The sequence below is a fragment of the Actinomadura atramentaria DSM 43919 genome, from assembly GCF_000381885.1.
In the GTDB taxonomy this organism is placed as follows: Bacteria; Actinomycetota; Actinomycetes; order Streptosporangiales; family Streptosporangiaceae; genus Spirillospora; species Spirillospora atramentaria.
The window spans coordinates 1-19,138 of record NZ_KB907223.1 but is presented as its reverse complement, the minus strand read 5'-3'; the positions used below and the strand labels follow the sequence as shown (position 1 = coordinate 19,138).

The window sequence follows — 19,138 nt, the reverse complement described above, 5'->3', positions numbered from 1 at the left end:
TACGCACCGAAGTCGAAAATCCCGATCAACGGTGGCCCGGTTCGCCACGCGGTGTCTACTATGCGGCGCAGGCGGACGATCGGTTGGCGGGAGGCGCCTCCCCCGCTGCGGGTCACGGCGGTGAGGACGGGACGCCAGATGGGCATGCGGGGAACGGCGGGGCGCGGCGGCGTGCTCGCGAAGCGGGTCGCGGCGGGCGCGGTCGGCGCGGCGGCGGTCGCTTCGCTGGCCACCGGTGTCGCCCGGGTGACCGCCGGGGACGGCGAGGCGCCGGGCGGGCGCGCGCCGCGCGCGGGCGACCTGGTGTCGGTGGCGCAGGAGGCGCGGGCCCCGGTCGTCGCGCCGCTGGGCAGGCGGCTCGCGCCGAGCGTGCTCGCCGCCGGGACCGGTCCGCTGCCCGCCGCCGCCGTGGAGCGCGTCCGGCGGCTGACGGGCGTCGCGGGCGTGACCGTCGTGGACGCCGCGCAGGCGCAGGTCGCGGGCCGCCGCGTCGGGCTGCTCGGCGTGGACCCCTCGGCGTTCCGCGCGTACGCGCCCGCCGCGACGGCCGCGTCCGACCAGCTCTGGCAGACGGTCGCGACGGGCGGCCTGGCGGTCTCGTTCGACCTCGGGCGGGACGGGTCGCTGGCGCTCGGCGCGATCGTCCCGGCGGGCGACCCGCGCCGCCCCGGGCAGGTCCGGGTGGGCGCGTACGCGTCGATGGGCATCGGCGACGTGGACGCGGTGGTGTCCCGCGCGCAGGCCCGCGCGCTCGGCATGCCGGACGGCAACGCGCTGATCGTCAGCGCCCCCGAGGCCGACCCGGCGGCGCTCGGCAGGAAGCTGCGCGAGCTCCTGCCCGCCGGGACGAAGGTCGCGGCGCTGGCGAAGAGCGAGCAGCGGAAGCAGCGGGCACCCAAGAGCACCGGCCCGGCCGTCACGGGCCGTCCGGACGGCGCGCAGGGCGACCGCACGACGGTCTCGGGCAACCGGATGACGCCGACGATGCGCGCCGTCGTCCTGGAGATCAACCGCTACTTCGGCCCGTTCCCCGTCATCGGCTGCTTCCGCAGCACCGGCGACCCGCAGGACCACGGCGACGGCCGCGCCTGCGACTTCATGGAGACGACGACCGGGCGGATGCCGAGCGCCGCCGCGCAGCGGCACGGCGACGCCGTCGCGCAGTACGCGATCACGAACGCGCGGCGGCTCGGGATCTCGTACGTGATCTGGAAGCAGCACATCTGGAACGTGCGCGGCGGTGGGTGGCGGCCGATGGAGAACCGGGGCAGCATCACCCAGAACCACTACGACCACGTCCACATCTCGGTGTTGCGCTAGGGCAGCGGCTGTTCGCACCAGACGGCCTTGCCGCCCTGCGTGCGGCGGACGCCCCAGCGGCGGGAGAGGCGGCCGACGATGTGCAGGCCGCGCCCGTCCTCGGCGAACGCGTCGTCGCCCATGTGGACGCGCGGCCGCCCGTCCGAGGAGTCCAGCACCTCGCAGACCAGGCCCTCGTCGCGGATGAGCCGCAGCACGATCCGCCCGTCCGCGTGCCGGATGGCGTTGGTGACCAGCTCCGACGCCAGCAGGACGGTCGTGTCGGCGAGCGCGTCCAGGCCCCAGCGGCGCAGCCGGTCCCGGATGAGGCCCCGCGCGCGGCGGACGGCGGCGGGCTCGGCGGGCAGGTCGAACGAGACGTGGTCGTCGGCGGGGATGCGGTGCAGGCGGGCCAGCAGCATCGCGATGTCGTCGCGCTGCCGGTCGTCGTAGACGCCGTCGAGGGCGGCGCGGCACAGCTCGTCCAGGTCCGGTTCGCCCCGGTCGAAGACGCCGCGCAGCCGGGCGAGGCCGTCGTCGATGTCGCGGGCGCGGTTCTCCACGAGTCCGTCGGTGTAGAGGAACAGCAGCGTGCCGTCCTCGACGGCGAACTCGCGGCTGGCGACCGGGCCGTCCCCGACGCCGAGCGGCGGCGCGGGCGGGACGTCGAGGTAGGCGGCGGGCCCGCCGGGCGGGGCGAGCAGCGGCGGCAGGTGCCCGGCGCTGGCGACCTCGCACCGGCCGCTGACCGCGTCGTAGACGACGTACGCGCAGGTCGCGAAGTGGGGTTCGCGCTCGCCGAGGGTGCGCATCAGCGAGTCGAGCCGCTCCAGCGCCTCGGCGGGCGGCAGGTCGAGTCCGGCGAGGGTGTGGATGGCGGTGCGCAGCCGCCCCATCGTGACGGCGGCCTTGACGCCGTGGCCCGCGACGTCCCCGACGATCAGCGCGACGCGCGCGCCGGGCAGCGGGATCGACTCGTACCAGTCGCCGCCGACCTCGACCAGCTTGCTGCCCGGCAGGTACCGGTGCCGGACCTCGATCGGCGCGGGCGCGGACAGCCCGGTCGGCAGCAGGCTGCGCTGGAGCGTCAGCGCGGTGGCGCGCTCGCGGCCGTACCGGCGGGCGCTCTCCAGGAAGATCGCCGACCGGTTCGCGAAGTCCATCCCGATCTCGACGTCGTAGGCGTCGAACGGCCGGTACGCGGGCGTCCGGACGCACACGAAGAACCCGAGCAGCCCGCCCTCCGCCGTGATCGGCAGCAGCAGCATCGACGCGCCCTTGAGCAGCTCCGCGACCGGCGGCCGCCGCCACGCCTCGGCCAGCTCGGCGGCGCGCTCGCCGTCCAGCGCGACCAGCACCGGCTCGCCCGTCGCCAGGCACCGCGCGTACGGGCTGCCCTCGGGGTAGACGACGTTCTCCCCGGTGGGGAACGCCGCGTCCCACGCCGAGTCGCCGTCGTCGGCGGCCAGCGCCATCCGCCGCATCGGCGGGACGCCCGCCGCCGGGGGCTCCTCGGGGTCGAGCGCGCTCTCCAGCAGCAGCAGCGCGCCGGTGTTGCACAGGTGCGGGACGGCGACCTCGATGAGCCCGCGCGACAGCAGGTCGAGGTCGAGCGTGGACCCGATGCGCGGCAGCGCGTCGTCCAGCAGCGCGCGCCGCACGACCGCGGGGTCGACGAACCGCTCGGCGTGCGGGACGGGCACCCGGACGACGGCCAGCACCGCGACGCCGCCGCCGGCCGCCGCGCCGCTCAGCGGGTGCAGCGTGACGACCGCGTCGTGCGCCGCGCCGGACGGCGTCTCCAGCGGGAGCATGACCGTCCGCTCCCGGCCGCCGCGCAGCGCCTCGCGCAGCGGGCCCAGCGCGCCGGACACCACGTCGTCGAGGCGGTCGCCCGGTTCGACCTCCAGCACGGCCGCCGCGTTGCGGTCGAACTGGAGGACTTTCCCCGACGAATCCATGCCGAGGATAAGAATTCGGGTGGACGAGTCCATCGCTCGATTATGGGACACCGGAAGGCCGCGCGCAGGGCGATGCGCGGACGTGATCGAGAAGAATTGCGCCCGCCGTTTCCGGCGGCCGGAAAACACGCGGTCAGGGCCGCCCGAAGACCGGTTCGGGCGGGACGGGCGGCACCACGTCGGCGGCGTCCCGGATCGGGGCCGCGCCGCCGCCGAACGCGGCCAGGTCCGCGCCCGCCACCAGCCGCGCCCGCGCGATGCCCCCGGCGGCGCGCCGCCGCAGCGCGTCGGCGGGCAGCGGGGCGCGCGACGCGGCCAGCACGAGGTTGCCGAACCGGCGGCCGCGCAGGACGCCCGGGTCGGCGAGCAGCAGGACGTGCGGGAACACCGCGCGGACCGTCGCCGCGACGCGCCGCGCGAACGCCAGCCCCGGCCCGTCCGCGATGTTCATCAGGTATGCGCCGGACGGCCGCAGCACCCGCGCCGCCTCCCGGGCGAACGCCTCGGTGACCAGCTCGGCCGGGACGGCCGCCTCGGCGAACGCGTCGAGGACGACCAGGTCGTCGGCGGCGTCGGGGACCGCCGCGAGCCCGGCGCGGCCGTCGGTGATCCGGATCTTGACGCCGGGCACGCCGCGCAGCGGCAGCCGCTCGCGGACCAGCGCGACGAGCCGCGCGTCCGGCTCCAGCACGACCTGCCGCGAGCCGGGCCGGGTCGCGGCGACGTAGCGGGGCAGCGTGCAGCCCGCGCCGCCGATGTGGACGGCGGCCAGCGGCTCCCCCGCCGGGGCGAGGCAGTCCACGATGTCGCCGAGCAGCCGCATGTACTCGAAGTCCAGGTGCGTCGGGTCGCGAAGGTCCACGTAGGACTGGGGGACGCCGCCGACGACGAGCACCCAGCCGCCGTCGCGGTCGGCGTCGCGCAGCAGCTCCGCCGCGCCCGACCCGACGACGTGGAGGTCCGGCGCCGTCCTGCCCTTGCGTGCCATGCGCCCACTCTAGGAGGACGGATCGGCAGGTCGTTCCGCCCGCGCCTGATAAGGACCCCGCCCGTTCCCTGTGCGCGGCGATGAAGTAGGTTCGGCCGCGCGTCGGAGCAGCCGCGCCGCGGCGCGCGGAGAAAGGGGCCACGGTGACCGAACCGCTCATGGAGCAGCCCCCGGACTGGACCGAGCCCGGCGCGCACCCCGTCGTCCCCGGCGTCCACCGCGTCCCGCTGGCCCTGCCGATCCCGTCGCTGCACGCCGTGAACGTGTACGTCATCGACGACCCGGCGGGGCCGGTCGTGGTGGACGCGGGCTGGGCGATGCCCGACAGCCGCGCCGCGCTCGCGGACGCGCTCGGCGCCCTCGGCCACACGCTCGCGGACGTCTCCCAGTTCCTCGTGACGCACGCCCACTGGGACCACTACTCGCAGGCGCTGACGCTGCGCGAGTCCTTCGGGACGCGGGTCCGGATCGGGCGCGGCGAGGAGACGTCGATCAAGGCGTCCGAGGGCCCGCGGCGGCACCGGCGGCAGGTGGACCTGCTGCGCCGGTGCGGCGCGCCCGACCTCGCGGCGGAGATCGAGGCGCTGGACCGCGTCGAGGAGGAACGGTCCATCGGCAGCCGGTTCCCCGACGGCTGGCTGGACGACGGCGAGCGCGTCGGCCTCGGCCGCCGCGACCTGGAGGTCTTCGCCACGCCCGGCCACACGCGCGGCCACGTCGTGCTGCGCGACGCCGCCGCCGGGCTGCTGTTCGCGGGCGACCACGTGCTCCCGCACATCAGCCCGTCGATCGGCCTGGAGACCGAGCCGGAGCCGGGGCCGCTGCGCAGCTACCTGGCGTCGCTGCGGCTCGTCCGCGACATGCCCGACACGCTGCTGCTGCCCGCGCACGGCCCGGTCACCGGCAGCGTCCACACCCGGGTGGACGAGCTGCTGCGCCACCACGAGGAGCGGCTGACCGCCGCCGCCGACCAGGTCCGCGCGGGCCGGGCGACGGCGTTCGAGGTCGCGTCCGCGATGCCGTGGACGCGCCGCCGCCGCGCGCTCGCGGACCTGGACGTGTTCAGCCGGATGCTCGCCGTCCTGGAGATCGACGCGCATTTGGACGTCCTGGTGGATCAGCGCGTTCTCGAAACGGACGACTCGAACGGCATTCGCTCTTACGCCGTGCGCGCCTAATCGCGGGGGAACGGCGCCCCGTGCTCCACGCGGTCAAGAACCCGTCGTTCCGCGTCCTCCCAAAGCGAGGCGGCGGCGCGCGGGCCCGGAAGGGACTCCGCCGGAACGGTCCAGAAAACGAATTCCGCGTCGCGCGTCCACGCGGCGGCCCGCTCCCGGACGGCCGCGTGCGGGTCGGCGCGCGCGTAGGCGGCGAGCGCCGCCCGGTCCGTCCACGCCGACAGCGTCCAGAACTCGCCGCGCAGCGGGTGGGCGCGCAGCGACACCCCGAGCGCCCCGCGCGCCCGCAGCGCCTGGCGGCGAACGCGCAGAGCATCGAGCAGGAACGCGGGCGAGCGCCGGACATGTTGCAAGCGGAAGCGGGACGCCATGATCACGGCTTCCCCGTCGTCCTTCGCGACGACGGTCCACGGGAGTTCCACGGCTCCTCCTAGATCTTTCCGATGCCGAGCGTGTTCTCGGCGGGCAGCAGCCCGCTGCCGACCGCCGCGACCCAGACGGGCCCGAGCAGGTCCGCGAGCCGGTCGGCGTCCGCGCCGAGCGCGGTGTAGGCGGGCTCGGCGAGCTCGTCGGTGCGGCGCTCGACCTCGTCGCGGAGCGCGCGGCCCGCGTCGGTGGCCGCGCCGGACGCGTCCAGCAGCCCGCGCGCACGGAGCCGGTCGGCCGCCGCCGCCCACTCGTCCTCGCTCCAGCCCCGGCTGGCGAACACCTCGACGGGCGCGGCCCCGACGGCGGCGAACGACACCAGCGCCTCGACGGGGTCGAGCCCGGCGGCCAGCAGCGCCGCGACGTGCCCGTCGCCGCGCTGCTCGCGCAGGACCGTCGCGGCCTGCCACAGGACCAGGTGCGGCTCGTCCGGCCAGGGCAGGTCGGCGTTGGCGGCGGCGAGCGGGCGGCCCGCCAGCGGCGCGGCCTCGGCGGCGCGCCGGGCGAGCGCGGCGGCGGCCGCCAGGTCCGCGCCGCCGAGGGCGGGGCCGAGCAGCCGCCGGTACAGCGCGTCGATCCCGCGCAGCCGGGCGGCCAGGACGCGGTCGGGCGCGGCGGTGTCCCAGGCGCGCTCGGTGTGCCGGCGGACCATGCCGGGCTCGAAGCTGTAGAACGCGGCGGCGACCGCGCGCGGTCCGGGCGCGCCGAGCGGCGCGGCGCGCAGCGGGAAGTAGGCGGGCCAGCGGACGGCGGGGTCGTAGCCGAGCGCGGTCGTCTCGGCGACGACCTCCGGCGCGTAGTAGACGACCGCGTGGACGGGCTCCAGCAGGTGCCAGAGGCGGCGGGCGAGCACGGGCGGCTCCTCTCAACAGATCTTGACACCGACAAGATTCGCATCCGCGCGGCGAACTTGTCAACGTCAAGATTGCGGCTAGGATGCGGCGCATGTGCCCTTACCACCACGGCGACCTGCGGCGCACGCTGCTCACCGAGGCCGCCGTCCTGCTCGCCGAGCGCGGCCCGGACGGCGTCAGCCTGCGCAACCTCGCCCGCCGGACGGGCGTCTCGCACGCCGCCCCCGCGCACCACTTCGGCGACAAGACCGGCCTGTTCACCGCCCTCGCCGCCGAGGGCCACGCGCTGCTCGCGGACGCGCTCGGCACGCCCGGCACGTCCGGCCTGCGCGAACTCGGCGCGCGGTACGTCCGCTTCGCCCTGGCCCACCCGTCCCACTTCGCGATCATGTTCCGGACCGATCTGGTGGACCCGGCCGACCCCGAACTCCAAGCCGCGCAGGACCGCTCGTACGCGCCGCTGCGCGCGGCCGTCCCGGACGACGACGCACTGCTCGCCGCGTGGTCGCTCGCGCACGGCTACGCCTCGCTCGTCCTCGCGGGCGTCGGCCCCGAGCAGACCGGGGCCGCCGACCGCTTCCCCGCCATCGCCCGCGCCGCCGCGGTCCTCGGCGACGGAACCGCGCCGTCCTGACCTCATGCCGTCCCGGCTACAATCCTCCTTAGCCCTCAGAGATCCAGGCCCAGGAGACGCCGATGGCGCGCAGACCCGCGGATCGGCTCGACACGGTCGAACTGATCATGGAGCAGTGGCGGCGCGAGCGCCCCGACGTGGACGTGTCCGCGCTCGCGGTGTTCGGCCGCATGCACCGGGCGTTCCTGCGCTACGCGACGCTGCTCAACGAGGTGTTCGAGCGGTACGACATCAACATGGCCGCGTTCGACGTCCTCGCCACCCTGCTGCGCAGCGGCCCCCCGTACCGGCGGACGGCCGGCGAGCTGGCGGGCATCGCGCTCGTCACCACGGGCGGCATCACGCTGCGCCTCGACCGGCTGGAGAAGGCGGGGCTCGTCGTCCGCGAGCGCGACCCCGCCGACCGCCGCGTCGTCCACGCCCGGCTCACCGACGCGGGCCTCGCGCTGATCAACGAGGTCGTCGCCGTCCACTTCGCCAACGAGAAGCGGATGCTCGCGGGCCTCACCGAGGCCGAGTCCGAACGCCTGGCCCGCCTCCTGGCCAAACTCGAACGCTCCCTGCAACACGCGGAGCAGACGGCCCAGGCACCAGAAGAGGACCAGGAACCAGAAGAGGGCGCTGCGGACGCGCGGCCCGCGAGCCCGGGGGGCTCGCGGGCCGCGCGTCCGCAGCGGTGAGGCTGCGCCACAGCGCGAAACCGGCACCGCAGCGCGAAACCCCGCCACAGTGCGAGGCCACACACCTCAGCGGAGCGCCAGAGGACGCGGCCTCACCGCCCGCAGGGGACGGTCACCCGGCCCAGGGCAGTACCTCGTCGGTGCCCCAGTACACGCTCTTCTGGCGCATGTAGCCGAGGATGCCGTCGCGGCCCTTCTCGCGGCCGAGGCCGCTCTCCTTCATCCCGCCGAACGGGGTGGAGACGCTGAACTGCTTGTAGGTGTTGACCCAGACCGTCCCGGCCTCGACGCGGCGGGCGACGCGCCAGGCGGTGCGGTGGTCGCGCGTCCAGATCCCGCACGCGAGGCCGTAGACGGTGGCGTTGGCCTGGGCGACGAGGTCGTCCTCGTCGGTGAACGGCAGCGCGACGAGCACCGGCCCGAAGATCTCCTCCTGGCAGATCGGCGCGTCGTTCGGGACGCCGTCGAGGATCGTCGGCAGGTAGTAGGCCCCGGCCGCGTACTCGGGGCCGTCCGGGGCACGGCCGCCGCAGCGCACCCGCGCGCCGCCGGCGACGGCGGCGTCGACCATGACGGCGACGCGGTCGCGGTGCGCGTGCGCGACCATCGGCGCGACCTGCGTCGCGGGGTCGTCGCCCGGCCCGATCCGCAGTTTCCCGGTGCGGCGGACCAGCTCGTCCAGGAACTCGTCGTAGATCGACGCGTGCAGGAACAGCCGCGACCCGGCGATGCAGCTCTGCCCCGTCGAGGAGAAGATCCCGAACATCACCCCGGCCAGGGCCTGCTCGCGGTCGGCGTCGGGGAACACGATCGTCGGGGACTTGCCGCCCAGCTCCAGCGACACCGGCATGATCTTCTCGGCCGCGAGCGCCCCGATGCGCCGCCCGGTCGCTGTGCCGCCGGTGAACGACACCTTCCCGACGCCGGGATGCCGGACGATCGCCTCCCCGGCGACCGGCCCCGGGCCGGGCAGCACCGACATCAGCCCGGCGGGCAGCCCGAGGTCCGCGAGCGCCGCCGCGACGATCCGGCCGAGCGCGAGCGCGACCAGCGGCGTCCACTCGGCGGGCTTGAGGACGACCGCGTTGCCGCCCGCCAGCGCGGGCGCGACCTTCTGCGCGTCGCTGGCGATCGGGGAGTTCCACGGGGTGATCGCGCCGACGACGCCGATCGGCTCGTGGACGCTCAGCGTCACGTACGGCCCGCGCGACGGCGTCAGCGACCCTTCGAGGGTCTCCAGCGCGGCCGCGAAGTACCGGAACGTCCCCTCGGCGCTGGCGACCAGCGCGCGCGTCTCGTTGATCGACTTGCCGGTGTCGGCGGTCTGGAGCCGCGCCAGGTCCTCGGCCCGCTCCGCGACGAGGTCCGCGACGCGGGAGAGCAGCCGCGCGCGCCGGTGCGGCGGCAGGTCGCGCCACGCGAGGTCGGCCGCGGCGGCGGCCCCGGCGCGGACGGCCTCGTCCACGTCGGCGGGGCTCGCCCCGTGCAGTTCGGCGAGCGGCGCGCCGGTCAGCGGCGAGCGGGTCTCGAAGGGGTCGCCCGTGCCGCGCCGCCAGCAGCCGCCGACCAGGATCTCGTCCGGGTGTCCCATCGCCGCTCCTCCTCGCGCCAGTTACCTTAGCTCTAAGGTTAATACGGCGAAGTAGGCGCAACGACCAGCCGTCAACAACGGGATACGAAGCCAAGAAACCTGAGCCATCATCTTCTCGGCACCGAAAGACCGGTCCACGGCCGAGATACGCGCTGGACAGCGCGCCGCACGCCGCTGGAAGATGAACGGCGGACCGGCCGTACGGCCGGAGAAAGGGGCTCGTACCGGTGTCCGACCCGGCCGAGATCACCACATCCGACGACCTGCGCGCCCTGCTCGGCACGCCCAAGCCGCGCGCGGTCTCCAAGGAGCGCGTGAGGCTGCACGCGCGCGACCGCGAATGGCTGGCCGCGTCCCCGTTCTGCCTGATCGGCACCAGCGACGCCGACGGGAACTGCGACGTGTCCCCCAAGGGCGACCCGCCCGGCTTCGTCCACGTCATCGACGACACGACGGTCGCGATCCCCGAGCGGCCCGGCAACCGGCGCGGCGACGGCTACCTGAACATCCTGAGCAACCCGCACGTCGGGCTGCTGTCGATCGTGCCGGGCCGCAGCGAGACGCTGCGGATCAACGGCCGGGCCCGGCTGCTGCGCGACGCGCCGTACTTCTCGTCGATGGTCGTGAAGGGCCACCGGCCGATCCTGGCGATCGAGGTGGACATCGAGCAGATCTTCTTCCACTGCGCGAAGTCGTTCCTGCGCTCGCGGCTGTGGAAGCCGGGGACCTGGAACCCCGACGCCCTCCCGTCCCACGCGCGCCTGGTCAAGGAGGTGCAGGACACGCCGGAGACGCTGGAGGAGCTGGAACAGTACTACGGCGAGACCTACGCCAAGACGCTGTACGCGGGCTGATCCCGGCGGCGGGCCGCTCCGCCGCCGGGGCAGCCGTCAGCCGCTCTTGCGCCGGAACTGCCGTTGGTGGTCGGCGCGCTCGTGCGCGCCGCGCACCTTGGAGCCGCTGCGGCCGCCCGCGCCGTTCTGCCGGTCGGCGGCCGCGCCGCGCTTGCGCTCCAGCGCCTCGCGGAACTTGCGCTTGTTCTCGTCCGCCTGCTCGTCGGGCGTCTCGGGCATGGTGTCCTCCGGTGGGGTCGGTGTGGCGCGGTGTGCGCCGCTGGACGTTCCCAGCCTCGCACGGCTCCGCACCGGATGCGCGCCGCCACCCCACCAGACATTTCCTGATGTATCGGGACTGAGCGGGCAGCCGTCCTCTAGAGTCTGGGCCGATGGAGCCACTGACGCCGCCGAACGACCCCGCCCACGGCCATCCCCCGCTCGCCCGGCTGGCCGTCGAGCCGCTGCTCACCGGCGACGGCCGGGCGCGGCCCGCGCCGTTCCACGAGGAGCTGCGGGCCGCCCACGGGGCCGTCGCGCCCGTGGACGTCCACGGCGTGCCGGTCTGGCTCGTCCTCGGCTACGCCCAGACGCTCGACGTGCTGCGCGACACGCGCGCCGTCTGGAGCAAGGACCCCGCCGCCTGGCGCGAACGCGAGGGCGGCCGGGTCCCGGCGGACTGGCCCGCCGCGCCCGCCGCCGCCGAAGGGGCCGTCCCGTTCGCCGACGGCGCCGCCCTCGACCGGCTCCGCGCCGCGTGGAACGCCGCGCTGACCGCGTTCGGCGACGGCAAGCGCGCCGAGTCCCGCGCGCTGGAACGCCACGTCGCCCGCCGCGCGGACGAGCTGATCACCGCCCTGGTCACCGCGCACGGCGTCGCGGGCACCGCCGACCTGGCCGCCGGATACGCGCGGCCGCTCGCGCTCGCGACGGCGGCGCGGCTGCTCGGCCTGCCCGAGGGGGAGGACGACGCGGGCGGCGGCATCGTCGCCGACCTCGGCCGCTCCCTGGACGACGACGCCGAAGCCTCCGCCCGCGTCGCGGCGCTGATCGCGGACCGCTGCGCGGCCGTCGCCTCCGGCGAGCCCGCCGCCGAGCCCGTCCCCGACCTGCCCGCCGCCCTGCACGCCGCCGACCCGACCCTGACGGCCGACGAGCTGGCCCGCGAGTGCGCCCTCGCCGTCCGCTGGATCGGCGGCCACACCGCCGCCCTCATCACCGGGACCGTCGTGGAGCTGACCGGCGGCGGCCGCCCGGCGGGCCTGCCGCTGGAGGCGGTGAACCGGGCCGCGATGAGCGCACCGCCCGTCCCGTACCTGACGTTCCGGTGCCCGCGCTCGGACGTCCGCCTCGGCCGCTACCGCCTCGCGGCGGGCGATCCCGTCCTGCTGTCGCCCGCCGCCGCGCACGCCGACCCGGCGTTCGCGGGCGGCCTGGCCGCCGACGCGGTGTTCACCTCCCGCGCCCACCTGGCGTGGGGCGCGGGCCCGCACGCCTGCCTCGGCCGCGACCTGGCGACGGCGCTGACGGTCCTGGCCGTCGAACGGCTCCTGGCCCGCTTCCCGGTGCTGCGGGCCGCCGTCCCGGCCGAGTCGCTGGAATGGCGCGCGACGCCGCTGGCGCTGGAGGTCGCGGCGCTCCCGGTCGCCTACGAGGCCGCCGCCGAGCCCGTCCCCGACGAACCGGCGGACGAGGCGGACACCGCCCGCCGCCCGAACCGGTCCGCCGCCCGCCGCCTGCTGCGCATCCCCCGCCGCGGCCGCTCCCCCAGGGACACCGAACCCGGCGAACCGGACTGAGGGTTCACCCGCCCCGAACCGGGCAGGAGCGCGCTTCGAGGGAAGGGAGGACCCCATGACCGAGCAGCAGACCGGCAAGCACGGTCCGCACCTCGACGACGAGCTGGAGCGCGAGACCCGCGGCATGGTCAACGGCGGGCACTCGACGCACGCCGAGGAGTGGAAGGAGACCGAACCCGTCTCCGACGACCCGGTGTGGCACCCCGGCGAGCGCCCTGACCCCATGCAGCCCCGCGACCCGCTGCGCGGCTCCCCGCCCGGCATGACCGCCGGCGACGTGGACGGCCGCAGCGCCCTCGCCCGGATGCTGACGGGCGTCCGCTACCCCGCCCGCCCCGACGACCTCGCGGCGCACCTGCGCGCCGGGGAGTCCGACGAGGCGGCGGAGTTCCTGCGGGACCTGCCCGACCGGCCCTACGAGAACCTGGCGGACGTCGCCGAGGAACTCGGGTACGGCAGGGAAGAGCGGTTCTGAGCGCGCGTCACCCCGCGCCCCGGGCGGGCGCGGGGTGGTCCGCGCCCGTCCACGCGGCGAGCGCGTCGTGCGCCGTGGCGGGCGCGGGATCGTCGGCGGCCCAGGCGATGTGGCCGTCCGGCCGGACGAGGACCGTCGTCCGCGTCCGGCCGTCCGCCACCGCGTGGCGGACGCGGTCCGCGAAGTCGCGTTCGACCAGCGCCGCCAGAACCGGGTTCGCTTCGGGCGCCGCCAGGACGAACCGGCCGTCCCGCAGCGCCTCGAACAGCCGCGTGCCGCCCGTCAGGGGCACGTCCGGCGCGCGGCGGCCCGTGAGCGGATGCGCGTCCCGCGGCGCGGGGTAGTCGACGCCGATTCCGGACACCGCCCGCGCGACCCGGTCCCCGACCGGCGGCGCCGCCGCGACGGCCCGCAGCAGCACGTCCCGCGCGGCCCGCAGCGGCGCCGGCCGGAGCAGCGCGCCGCGCAGCAGCGCCCCGCTCCCCCGCAGCACCGCCCGCCCCACCGGATGCCGCTCGGCGTGGTACCCGTCCAGCAGCGTGTCCGGGACGCCGCCGCGCAGCACCGCCGCGAGCCGCCAGCCGAGGTTCGCCGCGTCCCCGAGGCCGACGTTCATCCCCTGCCCGCCCGCCGGAGAGTGGACGTGCGCCGCGTCGCCCGCGAGCAGCACCCGCCCGACGCGGTACCGGGGCACCTGCCGCTCGTCGCTGTGGAACCGGGACGTCCAGCGCGGCTCGCCGATCCCGTGGTCCGTGCCGTGCGCGGCGCGGACGGTCTCGCGCAGCTCGGCGACGTCCACCGGCTCGGAGTCCGGGAGCTGCCGGGCGCGGTTCCACGCGATGACGCGGTACCAGCCGTCGCCGAAGGGCGCGATGAACGCGAACGCGTCCCCGGTCGAGCCGAACGTCAGGACGTCCTCGGGCGCGTCGCGCAGCCGGACGTCCGCGAGCATCACCGAACGCACCGCCGACCGGCCCGGGAACGGCAGTCCCAGCGCGGACCGGACCGCGCTGCGGACCCCGTCCGCGCCGACCGCGTACGCCGCGCGCCGCACACCCGTGCCGCCGTCGTCGCGCACGTGCAGCACGACCTCGTCGGCGTCCTGCCGCAGCCCGGTGACCTCGACGCCGGTCTCGATCCGCGCGCCCGCCGCCAGCGCCCGGTCCCGCAGCACCCGCTCCGTCTCGTACTGCGGCGTCACCAGGACGAACGGGTACCGGCCCGGCAGCCGGGACAGGTCCACGGCCGTCCGCCCGAACAGCCGCAGCCCCGCGACCCTCGTGCCGGTGCGCAGCAGCTCGTCGGCCGCGCCGCGCATGTCGAGCAGTTCCAGCGTGCGCGCGTGGACGGCGAACGCCCGGGTCAGGTTGGACGTCTCCGCCCGCCGCTCCAGCACCGTCACCGCGACGCCCGCGCGGGCCAGGTCGCCCGCCAGCAGCAGCCCGGTGGGCCCCGCGCCCGCGATCAGCACGTCCGTCATGCGCACCCCTCCTCGTCGGTCGAGGGACGTCATGCCCGGCGGCGGGCGCGGCGAACGCCGGTCAGCGCGAACGCCAGTCCCCGGGCCCCTGACCTCGCGGTTCGAGCCCGAGATGGATGCGGTACCGGTCCGCGCGGTAAGTGGCCGTCGCGACCTCGACGCACACGTCCCGGCTGAACGTGCGCTGCAGCAGGAAGAACACGGCGCTGCCGGGCGGGACGCCGAGCAGCGCGGCCTCGTCGTCGTCGGCGGGCCCGGCCTCGATCGTCTGCTCGCCCCGGTCCAGGACGATGCCGTGGTCCTCTTCGAGCACCGCGAACAGGGACCGGTCGGACACCCCGCGCTCCAGCAGGCCCGGCGCGAGCGCCGCGAGGATGCAGGACCGCTCGACGGCCATCGGCTCGTCGTCGGCGAGCCGCAGCCGCTCGATCTGGTGGACGGGCGCGCCCGCGTCCACCCCGAACAGCCGCGCGAGCCGCGCGTCGGCGGCGACGGTCCGCGCGCCGAGGACCTTCGCGGCGGGCCGCAGCCCGCGCGCCCGCATGTCCTCGGTGAACGACACCAGCTCCTTCGGCATCTGCACCTTGGGCCGCGCGACGAACGTCCCCTTGCCGGGGATGCGGCGCAGCCGGTCCTCCGCGACGAGCTGGTCCACGGCCTGGCGGACGGTCATCCGCGACACCCCGAACCGGCGGCACAGCTCGCGCTCGGACGGGACCGGCGAGTTGACCGGCAGGCGCTCCTGCTCGATCAGCTCCAGCAGGATCGCCCGGAGCTGAAGGTACTTGGGCTGGGGGCCCGCGGGATCGATCACCCCCCATACATACCGGATTCGGCGGGCGGTCCGGCGAGCCCGTGCAGGAACAGGTCGGTGAGGGTGTCGATGATCTCGTCCTCGCCCGCGTCCGGCCCGTGCTCGCCCGCGGTCAGCACCGCGTACCCGAACATGCTGATCAGCGCGCCCATCGCGGGGGCGAGCAGCGCCGGATCACCGGGCAGCCGGTGCCCGCGCTCGCGCAGATACTCCAGATGGTCGCGGTAGACGCCGGTCTCCGTCGCGAGGCTCTTCCACAGCAGTCCCGCACCGGGCTCCCCGGCCAGCATCCGCTGCATCCGCGCGACGACGACGGGCAGGTTGTCCCGGTACACCGCCCACGCGACGCGGACGTGGTCGCGGAGCTGGCCGCGATCGGTCAGGTCGTGGTCGGGCGGGTGGCCGCCCGCGCCGATCTCCGCGTCCGCCTGCGACTCCATGTCGGCCATGAGGTCCGCCAGCAGCTCGTCCTTGCTCGCGAAGTGGTCGTAGAAGGACCCGGTCGCGCGGCCCGCCGCCGCCGTGATGTCGGTGATCTTGGTGTTGAGGTAGCCGCGCTCCATGAAGAGCGCGCGGGCGGCGTCCTTCAGCGCCGCGCGCGTCTCGGCCGCCCTGGCCTGCCGTACGCCCACGGGTCTCCTTCTCGGCTTGACGGTGCCGTGCCCCGCCATGATACTGAACTTTCATTCGCCGAATGAACATTCAGTGAATCAAGATTCAAGGAGACGGCCATGCGGGTGATCGTTGCGGGCGGCGGGGTCGCGGGGGCGGCGACGGCGGTGGCGCTGCGGCGCGCGGGCGCGGACGTGACCGTCCACGAGGCGTACGAGGACCCGGCCGGGCCGGTCGGCTCGTTCCTCAGCCTCGCCGTCAACGGACTGCGCGCCCTCGACGCGCTCGGCTGCCTCGACGCCGTGCGCGCCGCGGGCTTCCCGATCCCCCGGCAGCGGATGTGGTCGGGCGGCGGACGGCTGCTCGGCGACGTCCCGCGCGGGCGGCCCGCGGACGAGCCGATGGAGAGCGTCAGCCTGGAACGCGGACGGCTCGTCGCCGCGCTGCGCGCCGAGGCCGTCCGGGCTGGCGCGCGGATCGTCACCGGCGCGCGGCTGACCGATGCGACGCCGGACGGGACCGGCGTCCGCGCCGAGTTCTCCGACGGGTCCGCCGACGACGCCGACCTGCTCGTCGGCGCGGACGGCATCTGGTCGCGGACCCGCCGCCTGCTCGACCCGGCCGCACCCGAACCCGCGTACGCGGGCCTCTACTCGGTGGCGGGCGAGACCGCCGGCCCCGTCGCGGGCGTGGACCCCGGCACGTTCAACATGGTGTTCTGCCGGGCCGGCGCGTTCGCCGCGATCGGCCGCCCGGACGGGCCGGTGTGGTGGGCCGCGCAGGTCGCGGCCCCGGAGCCGCCCGACCTCGCGGCCGTCGACCCGGCCGCGCTCGCGGATCTCTACCGCCGCGAGCCGATGCCCTCAGCCGTCCTCGCGGCGGCGACGGAAACGCACCGCCCGACGCTCCACCACGTCATGGAACCCGTGCGCGTCTGGCGCACCGACCGGATCGTCCTGGCGGGCGACGCCATGCACCCGGTCGGCGCGGGCCAGGGCGCGTCGATGGCCGTCGAGGACGCCGCCGCCCTCGGCCGCGCCCTCCTGGCGGCGGCCGACGTCCCGGCCGCGCTCGCCGCCTACGAGGCCGACCGCCGCGCCCGCACCGCCGACCTGCTCAACCTGGCGCGCCGGAACCGCGACTCGAAGGTCGCCGGACCCGTCGCCGCCCGCGTCCGCGACATCGTCATGCCGCTGGTGTTCCGCCGCTTCCACGCGTGCGCGACCGCGTGGCTGTACGAGCGCGAGGAACCCCGCCTCGCGGCGGTCAGCGGGCGCGCAGATTGAGCCCGAGCGCCCGGAACTGCTCGACCGGCCGGTGGTAGCCCCGCTCGATGTGGTGGACGCCGCGCAGCGTGGACGGCCCCTCCGCCACCGCCGCCGCGAGGACGGCCGAGAACCCGGCGCGGATGTCCGGCATCGTCACGTCCCCGCCCCGCAGCTTCGACACGCCCCGCACGACGGCCGAGTGCAGCGCCGCCGTGTCGTGGTACCGGCACGCGGGCCCGCCGAGGCACGTGTCGTACACCTCGATCTCCGCGCCCATGCTCTGCAGCGCCGGGACGTACGCCAACCGGTTCTCGTACACCGTCTCGTGCAGCACCGACATCCCGTCCGCCTGCGTGAACAGCACCATCAGCGGCGTCTGCCAGTCCGTCGCGAACCCGGGATGGGTGTCGGTCTGGACGGCCGCGGGCCGCAGCCCGCCCGGCGCGGACGCCATGATCCAGTCATCGGTGATCTGGAACTCCGCGCCCATCCGCGCCAGCGTCGTGATCGCCGTGACGAGCCGGTCCTGCGGGCACCCGTGGACGCGCACCTCCCCGCCCGTCACCAGCCCCGCCACCAGGTAGGAGAACGCCTCGATGCGGTCGCCGCCGAGCCGCGTCTGCGCGCCGCCCAGCCGCTCGACGCCCTCGATGACGATGCGCCGGTCCGGGCTGAACGAGATCCGCGCGCCCATCCGCTGCAGGAACAGCGCCAGCTCGGTGATCTCCGGCTCGGTCGCCGCGTTGCGGATGACCGTCTTGCCCTCCGCGAGGACGGCCGCGAGCAGCACCGTCTCCGTCGCGCCGACGCTCGGGTACGGCAGGTCGATCCGGGTGCCGACGAGCCGGTTCGCGCGGGCGTGGATGCCGTCCGCCGCGAGCGTCACCTCCGCGCCGAACGCGCGCAGCGCCTCCACGTGGAAGTCGACGGGACGGCGGCCGATCGGGTCGCCGCCGACCAGCGGGACGAACGCCTCCCCGGCCCGGTGCAGCAGCGGGCCGAGCATCAGGATCGGGATGCGGTTCAGGCCGGTGAACGCCTTCGGGACGTGCGGGTCCGCGACCTCGCCGGGCACGAGCGTGATCTCGTCCCCGGAACGCTCCACGGCGGTCCCGAGGTGCTCCAGCATCGCACCGGTGATGCCGACCTCTCCCACGTCGGGGGTGTTGCGCAGGGTGCTCGGCTCCGTCCCGAGCATCGCGGCCACCATGTGCTTGCTGACGGCGTTCTTCGCCCCCCGCACGGTGACGTCTCCGCGCAGCGGTCCGGACGGCTCGATCTCCCACAGCTTGTCGGTCACCCGGTCAAGCCTACGGGCCGGGCCGGACGACACCAACCGCTCGCGCCCTCACAGGCCCTTCATCAGCAGCAGCGCGTAAGCCGCGATGGTGGAGTCGTCGGTGACCAGACCGTCCTCGACCATCGCGGCGAACGCGTCGCGGGAGAACCACGCCTGCCGCATGTCCTGTTCCTCAGCCTCCCGGTCGTGCTCGCCCTGGACGAGATCCGTCGCCAGGAACGCGTCGAACCCCTGACCGCTCGTGCCGTGCGCGCAGTGCAGAAATCCGAGGTGCCGCAGCGTTCCGGCGCGCAGCCCGGTCTCCTGCGCGAGCTCGAGCCGCGCCAGCTCCGCCGGCTCGGCCTTCTCCTTGCCGGGCATCGTGCCCTGCGGGAAACTCCACGTCCGCCGCCCGATCGGGTACCGGAACTCCTCGACCATGTGGAACCCGCCGTTTTCGGCCGGGACGACCACCGCGAAGTCCGGCTTGTGGACGACCCCGTACACGCCCTGCGACCCGTCCGGCCGCTCGATCCGGTCCTCGGTGACGGTCATCCAAGCGTTCTCGTAGACGACCGAACTCCCGAGCCTTCTGATGACACCGCCGTCGCCCATCCCCGAACCTCCGTCCGTCCCGCGCCGAGCCCGGCCCGCCGCACTTCCTGCCGAACGACGTTAGGGCACCCCTCCGCGCAGGCGCTCCACAAACCCAACCAGGGCACCGAAACAAAAAAGCCCCGCCTGACGGCGGGGCTCAAAAGAAAACAAATAAAACAGAGCAGGCCCCGCCTTGCGGCGGGGCCTGTTCCCAAGATGAGTCCGGCGGTGTCCTACTCTCCCACACAGTCCCCCATGCAGTACCATCGGCGCTGAAAGGCTTAACTTCCGGGTTCGGAATGGGACCGGGTGTTTCCCTCTCGCCAAAACCACCGAACGACCAACCCCAACCCCTCCGAAGCACCGAAGC

At 75.4% G+C, this 19,138-nt stretch carries 19 protein-coding genes and 1 rRNA gene; 8 read left to right on the top strand and 12 right to left on the bottom strand.

From position 1 onward, the window contains the following. Window positions 1-138 precede the first annotated feature (138 nt). A complete protein-coding gene (locus tag G339_RS40670; RefSeq protein WP_019634397.1) occupies window positions 139-1,320 on the top strand; it encodes a VldE C-terminal domain-containing protein in 1,182 nt (393 codons plus the stop codon). Here the strand turns inward: G339_RS40670 and G339_RS0128095 are convergent. Together G339_RS0128095 and G339_RS0128090 are read right to left on the bottom strand one after the other, a co-directional pair. Beyond that, the gene (locus G339_RS0128095) at window positions 1,317-3,260 is read right to left on the bottom strand and encodes an ATP-binding SpoIIE family protein phosphatase (protein WP_019634396.1); all 1,944 of its coding nucleotides are present in this window, start codon (window positions 3,258-3,260) and stop codon (window positions 1,317-1,319) included. The genes G339_RS40670 and G339_RS0128095 overlap by 4 nt on opposite strands. Before the next feature lie 133 nt (window positions 3,261-3,393). Continuing rightward, the gene (locus tag G339_RS0128090; RefSeq protein ID WP_019634395.1) at window positions 3,394-4,248 is read right to left on the bottom strand and encodes a spermidine synthase; all 855 of its coding nucleotides are present in this window, start codon (window positions 4,246-4,248) and stop codon (window positions 3,394-3,396) included. A 143-nt stretch (window positions 4,249-4,391) separates the two neighbouring features. Between G339_RS0128090 and G339_RS0128085 the strand changes: the two genes are divergently transcribed. Continuing rightward, entirely contained in the window at window positions 4,392-5,426 is a 1,035-nt protein-coding gene (locus tag G339_RS0128085; RefSeq protein WP_019634394.1) for an MBL fold metallo-hydrolase, read from the top strand. On the opposite strand, the gene G339_RS0128080 is transcribed toward G339_RS0128085, so the two are convergent. Together G339_RS0128080 and G339_RS0128075 are read right to left on the bottom strand one after the other, a co-directional pair. Then, complete coding sequence (locus G339_RS0128080; protein ID WP_019634393.1) at window positions 5,423-5,848, bottom strand: DUF3291 domain-containing protein; 426 nt, start codon at window positions 5,846-5,848, stop codon at window positions 5,423-5,425. The two genes, G339_RS0128085 and G339_RS0128080, sit on opposite strands and share 4 nt — an antisense overlap. An 8-nt stretch (window positions 5,849-5,856) precedes the next feature. Then, complete coding sequence (locus G339_RS0128075) at window positions 5,857-6,705, bottom strand: SCO6745 family protein (RefSeq protein ID WP_019634392.1); 849 nt, start codon at window positions 6,703-6,705, stop codon at window positions 5,857-5,859. Window positions 6,706-6,797: 92 nt separating this feature from the next. On the opposite strand from G339_RS0128075, the gene G339_RS0128070 reads away from it, so the two are divergent. Then, a complete protein-coding gene (locus tag G339_RS0128070) occupies window positions 6,798-7,340 on the top strand; it encodes a TetR/AcrR family transcriptional regulator (RefSeq protein ID WP_240489923.1) in 543 nt (180 codons plus the stop codon). Between the two features lie 62 nt (window positions 7,341-7,402). Beyond that, complete coding sequence (locus G339_RS0128065; RefSeq protein ID WP_019634390.1) at window positions 7,403-8,020, top strand: MarR family winged helix-turn-helix transcriptional regulator; 618 nt, start codon at window positions 7,403-7,405, stop codon at window positions 8,018-8,020. A 112-nt stretch (window positions 8,021-8,132) separates the two neighbouring features. Here the strand turns inward: G339_RS0128065 and G339_RS0128060 are convergent, their stop codons facing one another. Continuing rightward, on the bottom strand, window positions 8,133-9,611 hold the full coding sequence (locus tag G339_RS0128060; RefSeq protein ID WP_019634389.1) for an aldehyde dehydrogenase: 1,479 nt from the start codon (window positions 9,609-9,611) through the stop codon (window positions 8,133-8,135). 227 nt (window positions 9,612-9,838) lie between these two features. Here G339_RS0128060 and G339_RS0128055 point away from each other — a divergent pair, with 227 nt between their 5' ends. Beyond that, on the top strand, window positions 9,839-10,465 hold the full coding sequence (locus G339_RS0128055) for a pyridoxamine 5'-phosphate oxidase family protein (RefSeq protein WP_019634388.1): 627 nt from the start codon (window positions 9,839-9,841) through the stop codon (window positions 10,463-10,465). A gap of 36 nt (window positions 10,466-10,501) precedes the next feature. Here G339_RS0128055 and G339_RS35600 read toward each other — a convergent pair whose 3' ends face one another. Further along, on the bottom strand, window positions 10,502-10,684 hold the full coding sequence (locus G339_RS35600) for a DUF5302 domain-containing protein (RefSeq protein WP_019634387.1): 183 nt from the start codon (window positions 10,682-10,684) through the stop codon (window positions 10,502-10,504). 152 nt (window positions 10,685-10,836) lie between these two features. Here G339_RS35600 and G339_RS35595 point away from each other — a divergent pair, with 152 nt between their 5' ends. Further along, window positions 10,837-12,243, top strand: a complete 1,407-nt coding sequence (locus tag G339_RS35595) for a cytochrome P450 family protein (protein WP_019634386.1) — start codon at window positions 10,837-10,839, stop codon at window positions 12,241-12,243. Window positions 12,244-12,298: 55 nt separating this feature from the next. Continuing rightward, window positions 12,299-12,718 carry a DUF2795 domain-containing protein gene (locus G339_RS0128040; protein WP_019634385.1) on the top strand — a complete coding sequence of 140 codons (420 nt, stop codon included), beginning with the start codon at window positions 12,299-12,301 and terminating at the stop codon, window positions 12,716-12,718. Window positions 12,719-12,725: 7 nt separating this feature from the next. Here the strand turns inward: G339_RS0128040 and G339_RS35590 are convergent, their stop codons facing one another. The 3 genes from G339_RS35590 to G339_RS0128025 form a co-directional block, all read right to left on the bottom strand. Further along, window positions 12,726-14,198, bottom strand: coding sequence for an FAD-dependent monooxygenase (locus tag G339_RS35590; protein ID WP_019634384.1), 1,473 nt, complete (start codon window positions 14,196-14,198; stop codon window positions 12,726-12,728). 61 nt (window positions 14,199-14,259) lie between these two features. Continuing rightward, the gene (locus tag G339_RS0128030) at window positions 14,260-15,012 is read right to left on the bottom strand and encodes a GntR family transcriptional regulator (RefSeq protein ID WP_019634383.1); all 753 of its coding nucleotides are present in this window, start codon (window positions 15,010-15,012) and stop codon (window positions 14,260-14,262) included. Continuing rightward, entirely contained in the window at window positions 15,009-15,644 is a 636-nt protein-coding gene (locus G339_RS0128025; RefSeq protein ID WP_019634382.1) for a TetR/AcrR family transcriptional regulator, read from the bottom strand. Before G339_RS0128025 ends, G339_RS0128030 begins: the two co-directional genes overlap by 4 nt. 99 nt (window positions 15,645-15,743) lie before the next feature. Here G339_RS0128025 and G339_RS0128020 point away from each other — a divergent pair, with 99 nt between their 5' ends. Next, window positions 15,744-16,910: an FAD-dependent oxidoreductase gene (locus tag G339_RS0128020; RefSeq protein ID WP_019634381.1), complete on the top strand. Its 1,167-nt coding sequence runs from the start codon at window positions 15,744-15,746 to the stop codon at window positions 16,908-16,910. Here G339_RS0128020 and murA read toward each other — a convergent pair. The 3 genes from murA to rrf form a co-directional block, all read right to left on the bottom strand. After that, on the bottom strand, window positions 16,891-18,192 hold the full coding sequence (gene murA / locus G339_RS0128015; RefSeq protein ID WP_019634380.1) for a UDP-N-acetylglucosamine 1-carboxyvinyltransferase: 1,302 nt from the start codon (window positions 18,190-18,192) through the stop codon (window positions 16,891-16,893). The two genes, G339_RS0128020 and murA, sit on opposite strands and share 20 nt — an antisense overlap. 48 nt (window positions 18,193-18,240) lie before the next feature. Continuing rightward, complete coding sequence (locus G339_RS0128010; protein ID WP_019634379.1) at window positions 18,241-18,786, bottom strand: NUDIX domain-containing protein; 546 nt, start codon at window positions 18,784-18,786, stop codon at window positions 18,241-18,243. Between the two features lie 202 nt (window positions 18,787-18,988). Beyond that, a 5S ribosomal RNA gene (gene rrf, locus G339_RS0128005) occupies window positions 18,989-19,105 on the bottom strand. Window positions 19,106-19,138 lie beyond the last annotated feature (33 nt).